This window comes from Tessaracoccus sp. (assembly GCF_016714275.1).
In the GTDB taxonomy this organism is placed as follows: domain Bacteria; phylum Actinomycetota; class Actinomycetes; order Propionibacteriales; family Propionibacteriaceae; genus Arachnia.
Window position 1 is genome coordinate 14705 of the sequence record NZ_JADJNP010000006.1, and the last position, 15872, is coordinate 30576.

General features: G+C 67.9%; 14 protein-coding genes and 6 pseudogenes. 13 read left to right on the forward strand and 7 right to left on the reverse strand.

Annotated features, from left to right (window positions below; translation table 11 throughout):
- Positions 1-428: 428 nt before the first annotated feature.
- The 3 genes and pseudogenes from IPJ61_RS18475 to IPJ61_RS18485 all read left to right on the forward strand — a co-directional run bounded on the left by IPJ61_RS18475 (position 429) and on the right by IPJ61_RS18485 (position 4902).
- A complete protein-coding gene (locus IPJ61_RS18475; protein WP_297111263.1) occupies positions 429-2777 on the forward strand; it encodes a beta-glucosidase in 2349 nt (782 codons plus the stop codon).
- 8 nt (positions 2778-2785) lie between these two features.
- On the forward strand, positions 2786-3694 hold the full coding sequence (locus IPJ61_RS18480) for a glycoside hydrolase family 3 N-terminal domain-containing protein (RefSeq protein ID WP_297111266.1): 909 nt from the start codon (positions 2786-2788) through the stop codon (positions 3692-3694).
- Between the two features lie 36 nt (positions 3695-3730).
- Positions 3731-4902: pseudogene (locus IPJ61_RS18485) on the forward strand (IS3 family transposase).
- 246 nt (positions 4903-5148) lie between these two features.
- Here IPJ61_RS18485 and IPJ61_RS18490 read toward each other — a convergent pair.
- On the reverse strand, positions 5149-5559 hold the full coding sequence (locus IPJ61_RS18490; RefSeq protein ID WP_297111269.1) for a hypothetical protein: 411 nt from the start codon (positions 5557-5559) through the stop codon (positions 5149-5151).
- Here IPJ61_RS18490 and IPJ61_RS22410 point away from each other — a divergent pair.
- Entirely contained in the window at positions 5461-6075 is a 615-nt protein-coding gene (locus IPJ61_RS22410) for a glycoside hydrolase family 3 C-terminal domain-containing protein (RefSeq protein ID WP_366505909.1), read from the forward strand. The two genes, IPJ61_RS18490 and IPJ61_RS22410, sit on opposite strands and share 99 nt — an antisense overlap.
- On the opposite strand, the pseudogene IPJ61_RS22415 reads toward IPJ61_RS22410, so the two are convergent.
- Positions 6002-7260, reverse strand: a pseudogene (locus tag IPJ61_RS22415) (amino acid aminotransferase); the annotation flags it as partial. The gene IPJ61_RS22410 and the pseudogene IPJ61_RS22415 overlap by 74 nt on opposite strands.
- Here IPJ61_RS22415 and IPJ61_RS22420 point away from each other — a divergent pair.
- The 5 genes and pseudogenes from IPJ61_RS22420 to IPJ61_RS18525 form a co-directional block, all read left to right on the forward strand.
- A pseudogene (locus IPJ61_RS22420) lies at positions 7217-7739 on the forward strand (carboxylate-amine ligase); the annotation flags it as partial. The pseudogenes IPJ61_RS22415 and IPJ61_RS22420 sit on opposite strands and share 44 nt — an antisense overlap.
- A gap of 58 nt (positions 7740-7797) precedes the next feature.
- Positions 7798-8355, forward strand: a complete 558-nt coding sequence (locus tag IPJ61_RS18510; RefSeq protein ID WP_297111281.1) for a carboxylate-amine ligase — start codon at positions 7798-7800, stop codon at positions 8353-8355.
- Positions 8352-8729: a type 1 glutamine amidotransferase family protein gene (locus IPJ61_RS18515; RefSeq protein WP_297111284.1), complete on the forward strand. Its 378-nt coding sequence runs from the start codon at positions 8352-8354 to the stop codon at positions 8727-8729. Before IPJ61_RS18510 ends, IPJ61_RS18515 begins: the two co-directional genes overlap by 4 nt.
- Positions 8675-8953 carry a type 1 glutamine amidotransferase family protein gene (locus tag IPJ61_RS18520; protein ID WP_297111322.1) on the forward strand — a complete coding sequence of 93 codons (279 nt, stop codon included), beginning with the start codon at positions 8675-8677 and terminating at the stop codon, positions 8951-8953. The genes IPJ61_RS18515 and IPJ61_RS18520 overlap by 55 nt, the downstream gene beginning before the upstream one ends.
- A complete protein-coding gene (locus IPJ61_RS18525; RefSeq protein WP_297111287.1) occupies positions 8935-9087 on the forward strand; it encodes a hypothetical protein in 153 nt (50 codons plus the stop codon). Before IPJ61_RS18520 ends, IPJ61_RS18525 begins: the two co-directional genes overlap by 19 nt.
- Here the strand turns inward: IPJ61_RS18525 and IPJ61_RS18530 are convergent.
- Positions 9075-10212 (reverse strand): annotated as a pseudogene (locus IPJ61_RS18530) (RNA polymerase sigma factor); the annotation flags it as partial. The gene IPJ61_RS18525 and the pseudogene IPJ61_RS18530 overlap by 13 nt on opposite strands.
- A gap of 235 nt (positions 10213-10447) precedes the next feature.
- On the opposite strand from IPJ61_RS18530, the pseudogene IPJ61_RS18535 reads away from it, so the two are divergent.
- Positions 10448-11359, forward strand: a pseudogene (locus IPJ61_RS18535) (sigma-70 family RNA polymerase sigma factor); the annotation flags it as partial.
- A gap of 59 nt (positions 11360-11418) precedes the next feature.
- On the opposite strand, the gene IPJ61_RS18540 reads toward IPJ61_RS18535, so the two are convergent.
- From IPJ61_RS18540 to IPJ61_RS18550, 3 genes and pseudogenes are all read right to left on the reverse strand, one after another.
- Positions 11419-11613, reverse strand: coding sequence for an acyl-CoA thioesterase (locus IPJ61_RS18540; protein WP_297111326.1), 195 nt, complete (start codon positions 11611-11613; stop codon positions 11419-11421).
- A 22-nt stretch (positions 11614-11635) separates the two neighbouring features.
- Entirely contained in the window at positions 11636-11875 is a 240-nt protein-coding gene (locus IPJ61_RS18545) for a hypothetical protein (RefSeq protein ID WP_297111291.1), read from the reverse strand.
- A 121-nt stretch (positions 11876-11996) separates the two neighbouring features.
- Positions 11997-12262, reverse strand: a pseudogene (locus IPJ61_RS18550) (acyl-CoA thioesterase); the annotation flags it as partial.
- A 53-nt stretch (positions 12263-12315) separates the two neighbouring features.
- Here IPJ61_RS18550 and IPJ61_RS18555 point away from each other — a divergent pair.
- Positions 12316-12648: a CorA family divalent cation transporter gene (locus tag IPJ61_RS18555; RefSeq protein WP_297111296.1), complete on the forward strand. Its 333-nt coding sequence runs from the start codon at positions 12316-12318 to the stop codon at positions 12646-12648.
- Positions 12630-13289: a magnesium transporter CorA family protein gene (locus tag IPJ61_RS22605; RefSeq protein WP_297111299.1), complete on the forward strand. Its 660-nt coding sequence runs from the start codon at positions 12630-12632 to the stop codon at positions 13287-13289. The genes IPJ61_RS18555 and IPJ61_RS22605 overlap by 19 nt, the downstream gene beginning before the upstream one ends.
- A 175-nt stretch (positions 13290-13464) precedes the next feature.
- Here IPJ61_RS22605 and IPJ61_RS18565 read toward each other — a convergent pair whose 3' ends face one another.
- Positions 13465-13638, reverse strand: a complete 174-nt coding sequence (locus tag IPJ61_RS18565) for a hypothetical protein (RefSeq protein ID WP_297111301.1) — start codon at positions 13636-13638, stop codon at positions 13465-13467.
- Between the two features lie 1849 nt (positions 13639-15487).
- Here IPJ61_RS18565 and IPJ61_RS18570 point away from each other — a divergent pair.
- Positions 15488-15872, forward strand: a 385-nt coding sequence (locus IPJ61_RS18570; protein WP_297111303.1) for a hypothetical protein, incomplete at its 3' end; no start/stop codon positions are given.

Sequence of the window (15872 nt, forward strand, 5' to 3'; positions counted from 1 at the left end):
TGAGGTGCTTCGGTTTTCTGTCGCGCCCGCTGAGACGTCCGGGCCGAAACTTTGACGGCCTATGGTTTTCACAGGCATACTCCGACACGACCCCGCGCGGCCGAAGACGATCCGCGCCCCTGCTGCCACATTGGAGTGCACATGACGGACACCGCAGCCCCCGACTCCACTCACGTTCCCTCATGGGCCGGCCCCGAGACCGAGGAGCGCGTGGAGGCCCTGCTCGGCCAGATGACCATCGACGAGAAGATCGCTTACGTCACCGGTGAGGTCAACTGGAACTACGGCTTCTACGCCCGCGCGCTCGAGCGTCTCGGCCTGCCCGCCATCCAGATGGCAGACGGCCCCGCGGGCGTGCGGATCAACAAGGGCGACGTCCATGCCGGCACCGCGACAATGCTCCCGGCCCCCATCGCGCTCGCCGCGACGTGGGACCCGAGAATGCGCATGAGTACGGCAGCATCATCGGCGCCGAGTGCCACGCCACCGACCACAACGTCTCGCTCGGCCCCGCCGTCGACATCGCGCGCGTGCCCGTGGGCGGCCGCACCTTCGAGTCCTACGGCGAGGATCCCGTCCTGACCTCGCGCATCGGCGTCGCCTTCGTCCAGGGCGTCCAGTCCCACGGCGTGCAGGCCTGCGCCAAGCACTACGCCATCAACAACCAGGAGGATCACCGCTCCAGCGTCAACGCCGTCATCGACGAGCGCACGATGCACGAGCTATATCTGCCGTCGTTCGAGGCCCTGATCCAGGAGGGCGAGGTCGCCTCCATGATGGCGTCCTTCAACCGCATCAACGGCGAGTTCGCCTGCGACAACGCCACACTGCTGCGCGACATCCTGCGCGACCGCTTCGGCTTCCGCGGCTGGATCATGAGCGACTACGGTGCCAACCATTCCACCGCGACGGCTGCGAACGCGGGCCTCGACCAGGAGCAGCCCGGCGAGGGCCACTGGGGCGGACAGCTCTGGCACGCCTGGAACAACGGCGAGGTCTCCGAGGCGGTTCTCGACGAGAAGGTCCGCAACATCCTGCGCCCTCTGGTCGGCATGGGGCAGATCGAGAACCTCGCCGTCATTGAGGAGTTCGACGTCGACGGCCACCACGACGTCGCCCAGCGGATCGCCGAGGAGGGAATGGTGCTGCTGCGCAACGACGGCGTGCTCCCGCTCTCCGGCGTTCGGAAGGTCGCGCTGATTGGCCCCGACGTCGACGGCGTCGGCGCCCAGGGCGGCGGCAGCTCGATGGTCCGCGGCACCAAGGGCGTCTCCCCCGTCGAGGGCCTCCGCAACGCGCTCGGCAACGACGTCGAGATCGCCCTCGCGTACGGCTCCGACCCGGTGACGCCCGGCGCCCTGCTCCCGGGCCCCGACGCCATCCCCTCAAGCTTCTTCCGCACCCCGGACGGCGAGCGCGGGCTCCGCGGCGAGTTTTGGACCAACACCACGCTCGACGGCGACCCGTTCCTCGTCCGCAACGAGGCGCCGGTCGAATTCAACCTCGGCTTCCACAACTTCCCCGGCTTCAACGCGAGCTCGCCGCGCTACGAGCGCCTGCCCGGGGAGCTGAACGGCCAGTGCTCGATGCGCTTCACCGGCACGCTGACGGTTCCGGTGACCGGGGTCTACGACTTCGCGATCACCCACCTGGGCAGCTACTCGTTCTCGCTCGACGGCGTCTCCTATGCCGCCGAGAAGACCGAGCGCGAGCCGGAGGGCGCGGCCCCCGTCGCACCTATGGCGGGCAGCGGGTTCGCGGGCAGCGGCGGCCTCAACGGCGGCGGGGGCGACGGCGCCACGACCACGGAGTGGATCAGCCTGACGCTCGAGGCCGGCCACGCCTATGACTTCCAGTTCGACTACGCGGCCGATGATCCGTCGCAGGGCTTCCTGCTGGGCCCCCGCGTCCGCCTGGGCTGGGTCCCGCCGCAGGGCGTGTTCGCGCCCGAGGTCGAGGAGGCCGCGGCGCTCGCGCGCGACGCAGACGTCGCCGTCGTCGTCGTGCGCACCTACGAGGCCGAGGCCGACGACCGCCCGCACATGGGCCTGCCGAGCGGCCAGGACGACATGGTCAAGGCCGTGCTCGCCACCGGCACGCCGACGGTGCTCGTGCTGATGACCGGCAGCCCCATCGACACCACAAAGTGGGATGGTCAGCCGGCGGCGCTGCTACAGGCGTGGTTCCCCGGCCAGGCCCAGGGCGACGCGCTCGCCCGCGTGCTGATCGGCGCCGCCGAGCCCGGCGGCCGCCTACCGGTAACCATCCCCGCCTCCATCGACGACACGCCCGCCGCAGACAAGCGCACCTACCCGGGCGTCGACGGCAGCGTGTACTACGACGAGGGCGTCTTCGTCGGCTATCGCGCGGTCTCCGCGGACGGCCCCGCCCCGGCCTATCACTTCGGCCACGGCCTGGGCTACACCACGTTCGGTTACGCGGACCTCGAGGTAAGCGAGGGCGAGGGCGACGACGTCGCCACCGTCGCCGTCACGGTGACCAACACCGGAGAGCGGGAGGGCTCCGAGGTCGTCCAGGTCTACGTCGGCGAACTGCCGGTCCCGGTCAAGACTCCGGAGCGCCAGCTCGCGGGCTTCTCGAAGGTCCGGCTTGCCCCGGGCGCCTCGCAGCGCGTCGAGATCGCGGTGCCGCTCCGGGCAGTGTCCTACTTCGACGCCGACGCCCACGACTGGGCCTCCGCCTCCGGCGAGGTCACCCTGCTCGTCGGCGCGTCGTCGAACGATATCCGCCTCTCCGGCGGCGTCGCGGTCTCCTAGGAGCGTCGATGACGACCGACGCCACAGCTGCTCGTCCCTGGTTCGATACCACGATCTCCGCGGACGAGCGGCTGGAGGCCCTCCTCGCGGAAATGACGCTCGCCGAGAAGGCCGGCCTCCTGTTCCACACGATGATCGGCCTGAGTGACCTCACAGAGCCGAACCCGCTGATCTCCGCGCCGTCGGCGGTGGAGCTCGTGCGGGGACGGCAGCTCACGCACTTCAACCTCGTGGGAGGGGCCGACACCGCGCGGGAGATCGCCGCCTGGCACAACGAGCTCCAGCGCCTCGCCCGCTCGACCCGTCTCGGCATCCCGGTGACGCTGTCGACGGATCCTCGCCACTCCTTCACCGACAACCCGGGCACAGGGATGCTCGCGGGGCCGTTCTCCCAATGGCCGGAGTCGCTGGGTCTCGCGGCCATCCGAGACGAGGCGACGGTCGAGCTCTTCGGCGACATCGCGCGCCGGGAGTATCTCGCGGTGGGTATCCGCGTGGCGCTCTCCCCTCAGATCGATCTGGCGACGGAGCCGCGCTGGTCGCGGCAGCTCGCCACCTTCGGCGAGGATGCGGAACTCACCGCCCGCCTCGGCGTCGCCTACGTGCGCGGCTTCCAGGGCGCGGAGTTCGGCCACACCTCGGTGTCGACGATCACCAAGCACTTCCCCGGTGGAGGCCCACAGAAGGACGGCGAGGATCCACACTTCGCCCACGGCCGCGAGCAGGTCTACCCCGGCGGACAGTTCGAGCTGCACATGAGGCCGTTCGAAGCGCTCATCGCGGCCGGGACGCGCCAGATGATGCCGTACTACGGCATCCCGATCGGAACTGAGCACCCGGAGGTCGCGTTCGCGTTCAACAAGTCGGTGATCACCGGCGGGACTGCTGAAGGTTTGGTTGACTCCAAGATCGCATGACTCTCACGAGAGGGTCGTGCTGGAAGGATGGCATCCATGCCGAAGATCGCTTACACCGACGAGTTCAAGCGCGACGCGGTCGCGCTGGTCGCCTCAGGCATCCCGCAGAAGCAGGTCGCCAAGGACATGGGGATGGCCAAGACCACCCTTCAAGCCTGGGTCCGCGACGCTCGCTTCCAGTCCCACGGATGACCCCGACCACCGATCCTGAGCAGCGCAAGGACATGGCCCAGGCGTTACGCAGGATCCGCGAGCTGGAGATGGAGAACGAGGTCCTACGGCGAGCGGCGGCGTATCTGTCGCAGGCTCACATCACGCCCCCAAAATGATCTACCCGCTCGTGAAGGAGATGGCTGCGGTCGGTGCCACCGTGAGGGTGCCGGTGGCGGTCGCGTGTCGGGTGTTGGGATTCTCAAGCAGGGCTACTACAAGTGGCTCAAGCAGCCGGTGTCGGCCCGCGAGGCCGAAGAGCGTGAGCTGATCGACGTGCTCCACCAGCTCCACGATGATGACCCGGAGGGCGGCTACCGCGTCCTGGCCGATGACATTGCCGAGTTGGGCTACGAGTTGTCGGAGCGCAGAGTGTGGCGGCTGTGCCGGGTCGCTGGCATCCAGTCGGTGTTCACCAGGCGCAAGACCCGGTACAAGAAGGCCGGCGCTCCCGTCCACGATGACCTGGTCAACAGGCAGTTCAGCGCCGACGGCCCCAACGAGCTATGGCTGAGCGACATCACCGAGCACCGCACCCGCGAGGGCAAGGTCTACCTTTGTGCGATCAAGGACGTGTTCTCCAACCGGATCGTGGGCTACTCGATCGATTCGCGGATGAAGGCCCGTATCGCCGTCAACGCGCTCCAGATGGCAGTGGCCCACCGAGGCCGGCCCGCCGGGGTGATCGTGCATTCCGACCGCGGGTCCCAATTCCGCTCCAGACGCTTCCTGAAGGCCCTCAAACGCCACGGCCTGACCGGCTCCATGGGCCGCGTGGGGCATGCGGTGAAAACGCCGCGATGGAGTCGTTCTTCGCGCTCCTGCAGAAGAACGTCCTCGACCGACGGTCCTGGAGTACACGAGAGGAACTGCGGCTAGCGATCGTGTCCTGGATCGAGGGGAAGTACCACCGGAAACGCCGTCAACGCAGGCTCGGGAAACTCACCCCGGTCGAGTTCGAACTCATCATGAAACCAACCGCTAGACTGGCGGCATAAACCCCGGAGGTCAACCAAACCTTCAGCGGACCCGGCCTCCTCCGCGCGAGGCTCGGCGTCGAGGGCGTCGTATGCACCGACTGGGGCCTCATCCTGCCCGCTGAGCTCTTCGGTGACCCGTTCCCGGCACGCGCCTGGGGGGTCGAGCACCTGACCCCGCTGGAGCGCGTGGCGATGGTGCTGGACGCCGGAGCCGACCAGTTCGGCGGCGAGGCCTGCCCGGAGCTGATCATTGAGCTCGTCGAGTCAGGCCGGATCCCCGAGGAGCGCCTCGACGTCTCGGCCCGGCGCCTGCTTCGTGAGAAGTTCGCGCTCGGCCTCTTCGACAACCCGTTTGTGGACGAGGACGCCGCCGGACAGATCGCGGGCAACCCCGAGTTCCGCGCCGCGGGAGACGCAGCCCAGCGTGCCTCGATCACGCTCCTTACCAACGACGCGGGCGGCGCTCCGCTGCTCCCGTTGCAGCGGGGGCTGCGCCTCTATGTCGAGGGAATCGACCCTGAGGAGGCCGCTGCCTACGGCTCGCTGGTGGACCGCCCCGAGGATGCGGACGCGGCCGTGATCCGGCTGAAGGCGCCGTACGAGCAACGCTCGACCGCGTTCGAGAACTTCTTCCACTCCGGTTCGCTGGACTTCCCGGAGGATGTGCTTGCGCATGTGCGCGCGGTTGCCGCGGCAGTTCCGACCGTTGTCGATGTCTTCGCCGACCGGCCCGCCATCCTCGCTCCGATCGTCGATGCGGCTGCTGCGGTCACGGTGAACTGGGGGGCGAGCGCGCCCGCGCTGCTGGATGTGCTCACCGGGGTGGCGCGCCCGCAGGGTCGCCTGCCCTTCGACCTGCCCCGCTCGATGCCGGCCGTCGAGGCTTCGCGCCCTGACGTGCCCCTTCGATACGGCCGACCCGCTGTTCCGCTTCGGACACGGCCTGGTCGACTACGTCTGACCGATGCGGCACGGCCCAGGATCGGCCGTGAGAAACGAGTAGGGGCCCGGCAGACGCCGGGCCCTTACTCGTGTGTGTTCAGCCGTGGACAGAGGCGATCGCGTCGACGACGTAATCCAGGTTGCCGGAGTTCAGCGCGGCGACGCACATGCGACCGGAGTCAAGGCCGTAGACGCCGAAGTCGGAGCGTAGGGCGATCATCTGGGTCTTCGTCAGGCCCGAGTAGCTGAACATGCCGAGCTGGTCGGCGATGAAGCCCATGTCGTCGATGCCGCGGGCAATCAGCCCACCGACGAGGCCGTGGCGCATCCGCTTGATTCGCTCGCGCATCTCGCCGAGTTCGTCGGCCCAGGAGGCGCGCAGTTCGTCGTCGGCCAGCACCGTCGCCACGAGCGCGGCGCCGGTGGTGGGCGGGTTCGAGTAGTTGGTCCGGATCACGATCTTCAGCTGGCTGAGCACCCGCTTCGCCACGTCGGCGTCCTCCGCGATGACGGAGAGGGTGCCGACGCGCTCGCCGTAGAGGCTGAACGACTTCGAGTACGAAGTCGCCAGGAGGAAGAACAGCCCGGCGTCGACGAACTTCGCGACGACGCGGCCGTCCTCCTCGATGCCAAAGCCGAAGCCCTGGTAGGCCATGTCGAGGAACGGGACCAGCTGGCGACGCTGCAGGACGGAGATCACGCGGTCCCACTGCTCGGCCGTCAGGTCGTAGCCGGTGGGGTTGTGGCAGCAGGCGTGCAGCACGACGATCGTGCCCGGGGCCGCCTGGTCGATGTCGGCGAGCATGCCCTCGAAGTCGACGCCCTTCAGGCCCGCGTCGTAGTAGCGGTACGTCTCGACACGGAACCCGGCCCGCATGAACAACGCACGGTGGTTCTCCAGCTCGGGTTGGAAACGAGCACCGTCGGGCCTGCGGAGAGCTCGGCGAGCAGGTCGGCGCCGACCTTGAGGGCGCCCGTTCCACCGAGGGTCTGCACGGTGGCGACGCGTCCGGAGGCGGTCGCCTCGGAGTCGGCGCCGAAGATGAGGGCGCGCGCGGCCTCGCGGTAGGCGGGCATGCCGTCGATGCCGAGGTAGCCGCGGGGCTTGTGCTCGGAGGTCAGGCGCTCCTGCGCCTCACGCACCGAGGCCATGAGGGGCAACGTGCCGTCGTCGCCCAGGTAGACGCCGACGCCCAGGTTGACCTTCTCCGCGCGCTTGTCTGCGGTGAAGGCCTCGGTGAGGCCGAGGATCGGGTCTGCGGGGGCCAGGTGAGCGCGTGCGAACAGCGACATGGTGGTGGTTACCTCCTCTTTCCGCGGAAAGCCTAATACAAAGCCCCCCGGAGGCCGTTGCTCGTGCATTACTGTTCCCCCAACGCTGGGAGGAACGATGAAGATACCGTTCGGGCAATCGCGCCAGTCCACCATCGGCATCGAGTGGGAGCTGGCCGTCGTCGACGGCGCGACCCTTGAGCAGGTTCCCGAGGCCGAGGTGGTCCTCGGTCAGGTGGAGGACCCTGTCGACGGCCCCATCCGGCGTGAGTATCTGACGTCGATGATAGAGATCGTCTCCGGTGTGCACGACACCCCGGCGGCCGCCGTTGCAGACCTGCAGCAGCACTTGGAGTGGGCGCTCGACCTGCTCGAGCCGCGGGGCCTCACCCTGCTCGGCGCCGGTGCGCATCCTTCGGGGACCCGGCAGCGCAGAAGCCGGGCGACAAGCCTCAGTACCGACGGGTCACTGAGCGTAACGGCTACTGGGGTACCCAGATGGCGATCAACGGGCTCCACATCCACACGGGCATCGACGCCCGCGCGAAGGCGCTGCCGATCGTCTACGGGCTCGCCAGGTTCGCGCCGTACTTCATCGCGCTGTCCGGCTCTCGCCGTACTGGATGGGTCAGGACACGGGCTTCGCCTCCCAGCGGACCATGATCTTCCAGCAACTCCCCACCAACGGCCTGCCGTTCCATGACCGACTGGACCGAGCTCGAGTCGTTCGCGTCGCAGCTCGAGGGCGTCGGCATGATCCAGAACCCGTCCGAGATCCGCTGGGACGTGCGCCCGTCGAGCTGGGGGACGGTCGAGAACCGGACCATGGACTCGGTCCCCACGTTGCGCGAGGTGGGCGCCCTTGCCGCGCTGAGCCAATGCCTCGTCGAGCGCATGTCGCGCGCGATCGCCGAGGAGGAGCCGATCGACAGACTCCCCTACTGGTTCATGCGCGAGAACAAGTGGCGCGCCGCGCGCTACGGCCTGGCCGCCGACGTGATCACGCCCCGCAAGGACCAGTACCTCCTCCACGTCTCCGACGGCATCCTCCAGTGGGTCGAGCACCTCGCCCCGATCGCGGAGCAACTCGACTGCGTCGAGGAATCCGGGCACGTCGCCGAACTCGTCCGGCACGGCCCCAGCTATCTTCGCCAACGGCGCATCGTCGCCGCGGGCGGAACACCGAAAGACGTCGCCCGTTCGCTTGCCGACGAGTTGCGCGCGGGCGTCCCATCCTATGAGGAGACATCACTGTGACAAGGCCCTTCCTGCTGCTCAGCACCCGCCCTGAGGATGACGCCGTCGCCGGCGAGCGTGAAGCCATCCTCTCGAAGGCGGGACTGGAGGAGGCCGAGCTCGTGCAGCACCGCGTCGAGCGCTTTCCGCTCCCCGAGCTGAACCTCGACGACTACTCCGGCGTCCTGCTCGGCGGCGGGCCGTTCAACGCCAGCGACGAGGACAAGTCCGAGTTGCAGCTGCGCGTCGAGGCCGACATCGCGCAGGTGGTCGTCCAGGCGGTCGAACGCGAGGTCCCGCCCTGGGCCTCTGCTACGGAATCGGCGCGCTCACCTCGACGCTGGGCGGCGTCGTCGACCGCACGTACGGCGAGCCCGTGGGTGTCGTCGACGTGACCCTGACGGAGGAGGGTCGCGACGACCCGCTCTTCGACGGCATCCCGACCATCATGCGTGCCTTCGTCGGACACAAGGAGGCCTGCCGGGAGCTGCCACCCGGCGCGACGCTGCTGGCCACCGGCGAGGCCTGCCCCGTGCAGGCGTACCGGGTGGGCCCGTGGGCGTACGCCACCCAGTTCCATCCGGACCTGACCCGCGCGGCATGGCGGAGCGGATCTTGATCTACCGCGAGGCCGGCTACTTCGCTCCGGACGAGACCGAGGAGCTCTCGGCCTTCGCCCTCGATGCCGACATCACCGACGAAGTGCACGCCATCTTGTCGAACTTCGTGCGGTTGGCGCGTCAGTCGAGATAGTCGCGCAGCACCTGGGACCGCGACGGGTGGCGCAGCTTCGACATGGTCTTGGACTCGATCTGGCGGATGCGCTCGCGCGTGACACCGTAGACCTTGCCGATCTCGTCGAGGGTCTTCGGCTGGCCGTCGGTCAGGCCGAAGCGCATCGACACGACGCCCGCCTCACGCTCGCTCAGCGTGTCGAGCACGTCGTTCAGCTGCTCCTGCAGGAGTGTGAAGTTCACGGCATCAGCTGGAACGACGGCCTCGGAGTCTTCGATCAGGTCGCCGAACTCGAGTCGCCGTCCTCACCCAGCGGCGTGTGCAGCGAGATGGGCTCGCGGCCGTACTTCTGGACCTCGACGACCTTCTCGGGCGTCATGTCCAGCTCGATCGCCAACTCCTCCGGCGTGGGCTCGCGGCCCAGGTCCTGGAGCATCTGGCGCTGCACGCGGGCCAGCTTGTTGATGACCTCGACCATGTGCACGGGGATGCGGATGGTGCGGGCCTGGTCGGCCATGGCGCGGGTGATGGCCTGCTTGATCCACCACGTCGCGTACGTGGAGAACTTGTAGCCCTTGGTGTAGTCGAACTTCTCGACGGCGCGGATCAGGCCCAGGTTGCCCTCTTGGATGAGGTCAAGGAAGAGCATGCCGCGGCCGGTGTAGCGCTTGGCGAGGGGAGACGACGAGACGCAGGTTCGCCTCGAGCAGGTGATTCTTCGCGCGGCGGCCGTCCTCGGTGATCCACTCGAAGTCCTCGAGATCCTCGTCGCTGACGACGACCTCCGTGGAGGTCAACCGCTCCCTCGGCGAACAGGCCGGCCTCGATCCGCTTGGCGAGTTCGACCTCCTGGACCGCGTTCAGCAGCGCGACCTTGCCGATCTGCTTCAGATAGTCCTTGACCGGGTCGGCGGTGGCGCCGGCGGAGACGACCTGCTGCTCCGGCTCGTCGGCGTCGTCGGAGTCCGAGAGCGCGAAGCCCTCTTCCTCGGAGACCAGCTCCTTCTCCAGCGGGGCCTCCTTGGCCTCGTTGAACTCGGAGTCGTCCACTTCGTCGAGCGAGCGCTTCTTCTCGTCCATGGTGCGGTTCTTGCCGCCGACGGTCAGGACGACATCGTCGCCGTCGAGCTTGACCTCCACATCGAGGCTCGACCTCGCCGCTGGCCACGTCTTGAATCGTGGGCTCCGCCTCCGCCTTCGCGCGCTGCGAGCCGGGGCCTTGCGGGAGCGGCCCGCTGCGTTCCCCTACCTGGGTATGGGGGAACGTGTGAGGCACTCGTACTTTTGGATGATTTCGCCCCTGGCGAGTGCCTCTTGTGGAACCGGAGCGCCGGTCAATGCGTTGAACTAGGTGACGACTCCTGAAAGGACTCGAACGATGAACACTACTGCACGTATGCGAAGCACCGAAGGCATCGACGGCAAGGACGCGGTGGGGCTCTACCTCGACGCCATCGCCAAAACGGCACTGTTGTCCGCGCTCGAAGAGGTCGAACTGGCCCGCACCATCGAGGCCGGGCTCTTCGCGGAGCACGTGCTCTCGACGGTCGCGAGTCCAGCTCGGTCGACGCCAGCGATGAGGAACTGCGCGAGATCGTCGCCGAGGGTCGCAGGGCCATGCAGCGCTTCGTCCAGGCCAACCTCCGTCTCGTCGTCTCCGTGGCCCGCAAGCACGGGCGCGCGCAGATGCCGCTGCTCGACCTCGTGCAGGAGGGCAACACCGGCCTCATCCGCGCCGTCGAGAAGTTCGACTACACCAAGGGCTTCAAGTTCTCGACCTACGCGACGTGGTGGGTGCGCCAGGCCATCTCCCGCGGCATCGCGCAACAGGGCCGCATCGTCCGGCTTCCCGTGCACGTCGCCGAGCAGGTCAACCAGGTTTCTGCCGTCCGCCGCAACCTCGAGCGTCAGCTCGGCCGCGAGCCGGAACTGATCGAGATCGCCGACGAGCCTCGGGCTCGAGGAGGAGAAGGTCGTCGACCTGCTCCGCTACGCCCGCGACCACGTCTCGCTCGACGCCCCCGTCGAGGCCGACGGCGACACCTCGCTCGGCGACCTGATCGCCCGCGAGACCGCGCCCGGCCCGGACGAGGTCGTGCTGGACGCCGAGGAGCGCGCCCGCCTCGAAGGCATGCTGTCGGAGCTCGACGAGCGCTCCCGCGACGTCGTCCGCCGCCGGTACGGCCTTCTCGACGGGCGCCAGGCCAAGCTCGCCGACATCGGCACCTACTGGGGCATCACCGCGGAGCGCGTCCGCCAGATCGAGCGGCAGGCGCTCGCCACCATGCAGAGCGTCAGGGGTCGCGGCCTAACGGTTGCAGATAGGCGTCTCGGTCCTCATCCGGGTGGTCAGCGGTCGCCGACCACCCGGATGAGTCCTTCCTGGGCACAGGATGCGACGGCGGCGCCGTCCTGGAACAGCCGCCCCATGGCGAAGCCGCGGGCGCTGGACGCCGACGGCGAGATCATGTCGTAAAGCAGCCACTCGTCGACGCGGACGGGTCGGTGGAACCACATTGCGTGGTCAATGGACGCCGCCTGCATCCGGGGCGACAGGAACTCCACCTCATGCGGGGATGGCGGTGACGCTGAGCAGGGTGATGTCGCTCGGGCAGGCGAGCACCGCGGCGTGCAGCAGCGGGTCGTCGGGCATGGGCTGTTTCGTCCTCACCCAGGCGCGCATGCTGCCGCCTTGCCGGTCCTCCCTTGGCTGGGCCGCGAGCCGCACGTCGAGCGCGTCCCACTCGGAGATCATCGTGATCTGCCGGCCGAACCTCCGCTCGAGCACCTCCGCCAGCGAGGGCACGCGTCGGCACGGCCGTCCCCGATGGCGGGGCCGCGGTGTGGTCGAGGCCCGGCTCTGGCTCCTGGAACGACGCGGTCATCTGGAAGATCACCGTGTCGCCCTGCCTGGTCACGACGCGGCGGTTGCTGAACGTGTGCCCGTCCCGCAACACCTCGACGTCGAAGTCGAGCGGGACGTCGATGGCTCCGGGCGGAGGAAGTAGGCGTTCAGCGAGTGGACGAGACGGTCACGGGGCACGGTCTGCGCCGCGGCGACGAGCGTCTGGCCGAGCACCTGCCCGCCGAACAGCCGCTGGAGCAGCGTCTGCGGTTGGGGGCCGCGAAACGTGAGCCGCCCCGTGGCGGTGAGATCGAACAGCGCGCAGAGCTCGGCAACATCCTTGGGCACACGCCTATGCTGCCACCAGGCGAGCTTTCCGGTGGGATGCTGTGCTCACCAGCATGGTGCAAGGTCGGACCTGGCGCGACGGGGTGCAGCAGCGGAGCGACGTTCCGATGGCCGAGTTGAGCGAGTTCCTCGCCGATCCGCACCTGTTGGTATGGCTGGACCTCGTCGATCCCGGAACCGGGTTGCTGGCAACACTCGCCGAAGAGCTCACGCTCGACAGACACGCCGTCGAGGACGCGGCCGCGCCCTTCGAGCGCCCCAAGGCGACCCGGCACGCCGGGCATGTGTTCCTCACCTGTTATGCGACCACCCTGACCGTCGACGCCGCCGAGGCCGCAGCTGGTCACCCCGCGGATCTCGGCCTTCCGTGCTGCCCAACGGCCTGATCACCGTGCGAACCGGCGCATTCGACTTCGACGAGGTGCTGCAGCGCTGGGCGGACGAGGCGCAGCTCGAGCAGGGCGTAGGCGCGCTCGTCCACGGAATGCTCGACACCGTCGTGGACGGCCATTTCGACGCGATCCAGGCATTGGATGACGAGGCGCTGGAGGACATGCTCTTCGGCGACCGCGTCCGGCCGCGCGCGTTCCAGCAGCGGGTGTTCGCGGTCCCGCAAGGTTCTGGCGCAGTTGCGCCGCAAGGTGCTGCCGATGCGGGAGGTCGTCTCTGCCGTGATCAGGTTCGAACCTCCGGAGACGCTGCCGGTCTCCGAGAGCTGGACGGCGACTTCGACGACCTCTACGACCATGTCATCCGTGCCGCCGATTGGAGCGAGTCGCCGGAGGTCGTCGGCAACGCGTTCGAGACCAGCCTCTCGCTGCAGGACGCCCGGTTTGAACGACATCATGAAGAAGCTCGCGGCCTGGGCGGCCATCATCGCGGTCCCGACGGCTGTCACGGGCTGGTTCGGCCAGAACCTCCGTATCCCGGCTACGCCAGCGGCTCCGGGCTGCTGCTCAGCATCGTCCTCATCGTGGCCGGTGTCGCCGGCCTGTACCTGCTGTTCCGCAGGGTCGACTGGCTCTAGGACACCGCCACGCGGGCGCGACTCAGACTACGCGCGCGGCTCCCAGAGAATCAGGCACCCCGCGTCGACCAGAGGTTGAGCGCCTCCTCCGTCCGCGGCCGGATCGGCCAGCGGGTTGTCGTGCTACCCATAGCTCCTTGAGACCCACTCGGTCGGCGAGGCCCTCCGACCGAGGTCAGCTTGTTGGCGTGGACATACAACGTGCGCAACGCAGGAAGATCAGAAGGTCATCCAACGACGTCACCTCGTTGTACACCACGGAGAGCAGCCGGAGGTTCGGCAGGTCGGGGAGCCCCTTGACGTCGCGGAGCTTCGTCCGGCCGACGACGAACATCTCAAGCGACGGCATAGGAGGAATTCCGTGAAGTGTTTCAGATCGCCCTTGACTATCCCCAGATAGGAGAGGTCTGACCACTCGGCGACGTCTCGAAGCGCGGTGAAGTCGGTCACCCGTCGGACGTGCCGAAGCGGACGCCACTCGAGCGACGGCGTCTTCGCCGGGAGACCAGCAAGGCCAGGGATAAGGCTGTTGACCAGATCGAGTTTGGTCAGGTTCGGCAGAGCCGGGAAGCCTCGAGCGTCTCGACGCCCCCGTACGGGCACTCCAACGAGGTGATCCTCTCCGCCCTCCGCCCGCATGAGCCAGCCGGTCACGGTGTTGGGCGTCGCCCGGTCGATGCACTCCCGAAGCGCGCGGCTCTTGATCTTCTCGAGGTCGTAGTCGTCGGGTCCGAGGACGCACATCCGCTCGCTTACGAAGGTGCGCGAGATGTACCCGGGGCGGCTGCCCGTGACCTGGCACCATGACTTCCGTGCCTCCGTCGGCCGGCTGGACGTATACGTGTTGTCGGTCGCTCCCGTGATGGGGATCGCCATTACGCAGCCACTGGTACGCGAGGGTGGCCTTCGGCCGCCACAGACCCGTCGCAACCGACAGGGGTGCTCCTGCGCGGGGCTGGTTCTGCGAAAGTATGTAGATGCCACCACGTTGACCCAAAACGTACCGCGTGCGACCGCGGCCGAGCGTTTCGAGGTGACCGCAACCGAGGTATAGCCCTTGCCTTGCCGGTGACCGTGACCGAAAGCCTCTTGCCCGCATCCGCAACGACCGGGGCATAAACCTGCTTGGTCGCCCCCGCGACTCTTCTTACCGTCGCGCAGCCACTGATAGCTCAGCCTCACAGACTCCGCCGGTTTCCAGTACCCGGTCTTGGCGGTGATGGTGCCGTCGACCTGGGGATCATTGCTCAGCGTGACTTTCTTCGACGTGATGACGCCGAGGGCAACCTTCTTGGTCTTCTTCGACGTCCTCGTAACCGGGCGCAGTTTCCACTGAGTTCCCGGTGATCTGAACTGAGATCCTCGCGCCCGCATCGGCGCCTGTGAGCGTGTATGAGAAACCCTTCGCACCCTTGATCTTTTTGCCGTCTCGCAGCCACTGCGGATGGCCGAGACGCTCGGACGCCACGTTCCCACCTTGACTCTGAGGGTCTTGCCGACCCGCGCCGTTCCAGAGATGGTCGGTGTGGGCGTCACCCTCGGCGCGGCATCGGCAGATGCCGGAGCGAAGCCCACGAACGCCAATGCGATCAGCAACGCAGCCACGACGACGCGCCTCAGCGCGAGCGATGGACGGCGATCAGACGAGCCTGACATCACAGCATTTCCCCCTGAAATACTTCGGGATATCGGCAGCCATTGCCGAGTCCCGGACAAGAGGCTATCAGCGCATATCCACGCTCCTCGCGGGGCAGATAAAGAGGGTACTCGGGTACCCGCGGAGTGGAACTCGACTACCCAGCGGGCCCTGACTTGGCGGCTGCATATCTCCGCCGCTCATCCAGGAAAACGCGCGTACGCTCGACGAGCCAAGAGACCTATCTGACAGCAACGTGGCACGGACGGGAGCGGCAATGGCACGAGCAGCGCGCGCCGGCCGGTACAGCGCCGTGATGCGGATGAGCAGCGTCGTTGCCGACGGCATTGCTGTTCCTCTTCGCCTTCGCCTCGTGCGCACCCGCGGCCGAAGGTACTCCCTCCAGCACGGCGCCCCATGGTGAGGCCGACGGCCAGGACGCAGAACGACTTCGCGACTTCCCTGGAGGGCGGCCATCCAGCGCGCCTGACAGACATCATCGTCGACTATCGCTGGGACGCGATAGCACGCCCGCGGGGAGATCAAGGTCAAGGATGACGCGGTGGAGATCATGGAGCGTCTCGCCGCCGAGAGCAGGGTAGCCGTCGAAGTCGTCCGCGCCACCGAGGAGGCCCTGCCCTACGACCAACGAAGCACGGTGGAGTTGGCCGTCCTCAAGGCGCTCCAAGACCTGGGTGCGGCAGGGCTCGGGGCGGCATATACGCCGGACACGAACAGCGTCAGGGTGACGGCGTGGACCAACGACCCCGCGTCTATCCGGCAGAGGGTGGACGAACTCAACGCAAAGGGGGACGGGCGCGGATCACCGTCGAGTTCGAGCCCGCCGACCAGGCGCCTTCTCGCCCCATGGGCGCCGAGGAGTAACTGCACCCCTCAGCGCCCGCGGCGCGGATGGCCTGGCGGATGGGTTTGGCCGAGACGGGGAT

Bases quoted from the DNA above. Each gene is read 5' to 3' on its own strand.
- IPJ61_RS18480 (WP_297111266.1), top strand. From the start codon at position 2,786: ATGACGACCGACGCCACAGCTGCTCGTCCCTGGTTCGATACCACGATC.
- IPJ61_RS18490 (WP_297111269.1), bottom strand. From the start codon at position 5,559: ATGCGCAAGCACATCCTCCGGGAAGTCCAGCGAACCGGAGTGGAAGAA.
- IPJ61_RS18510 (WP_297111281.1), top strand. From the start codon at position 7,798: ATGACCGACTGGACCGAGCTCGAGTCGTTCGCGTCGCAGCTCGAGGGC.
- IPJ61_RS18525 (WP_297111287.1), top strand. From the start codon at position 8,935: ATGGCGGAGCGGATCTTGATCTACCGCGAGGCCGGCTACTTCGCTCCG.
- IPJ61_RS18540 (WP_297111326.1), bottom strand. From the start codon at position 11,613: ATGCAGGCGGCGTCCATTGACCACGCAATGTGGTTCCACCGACCCGTC.
- IPJ61_RS18555 (WP_297111296.1), top strand. From the start codon at position 12,316: ATGGTGCAAGGTCGGACCTGGCGCGACGGGGTGCAGCAGCGGAGCGAC.
- IPJ61_RS18565 (WP_297111301.1), bottom strand. From the start codon at position 13,638: ATGCCGTCGCTTGAGATGTTCGTCGTCGGCCGGACGAAGCTCCGCGAC.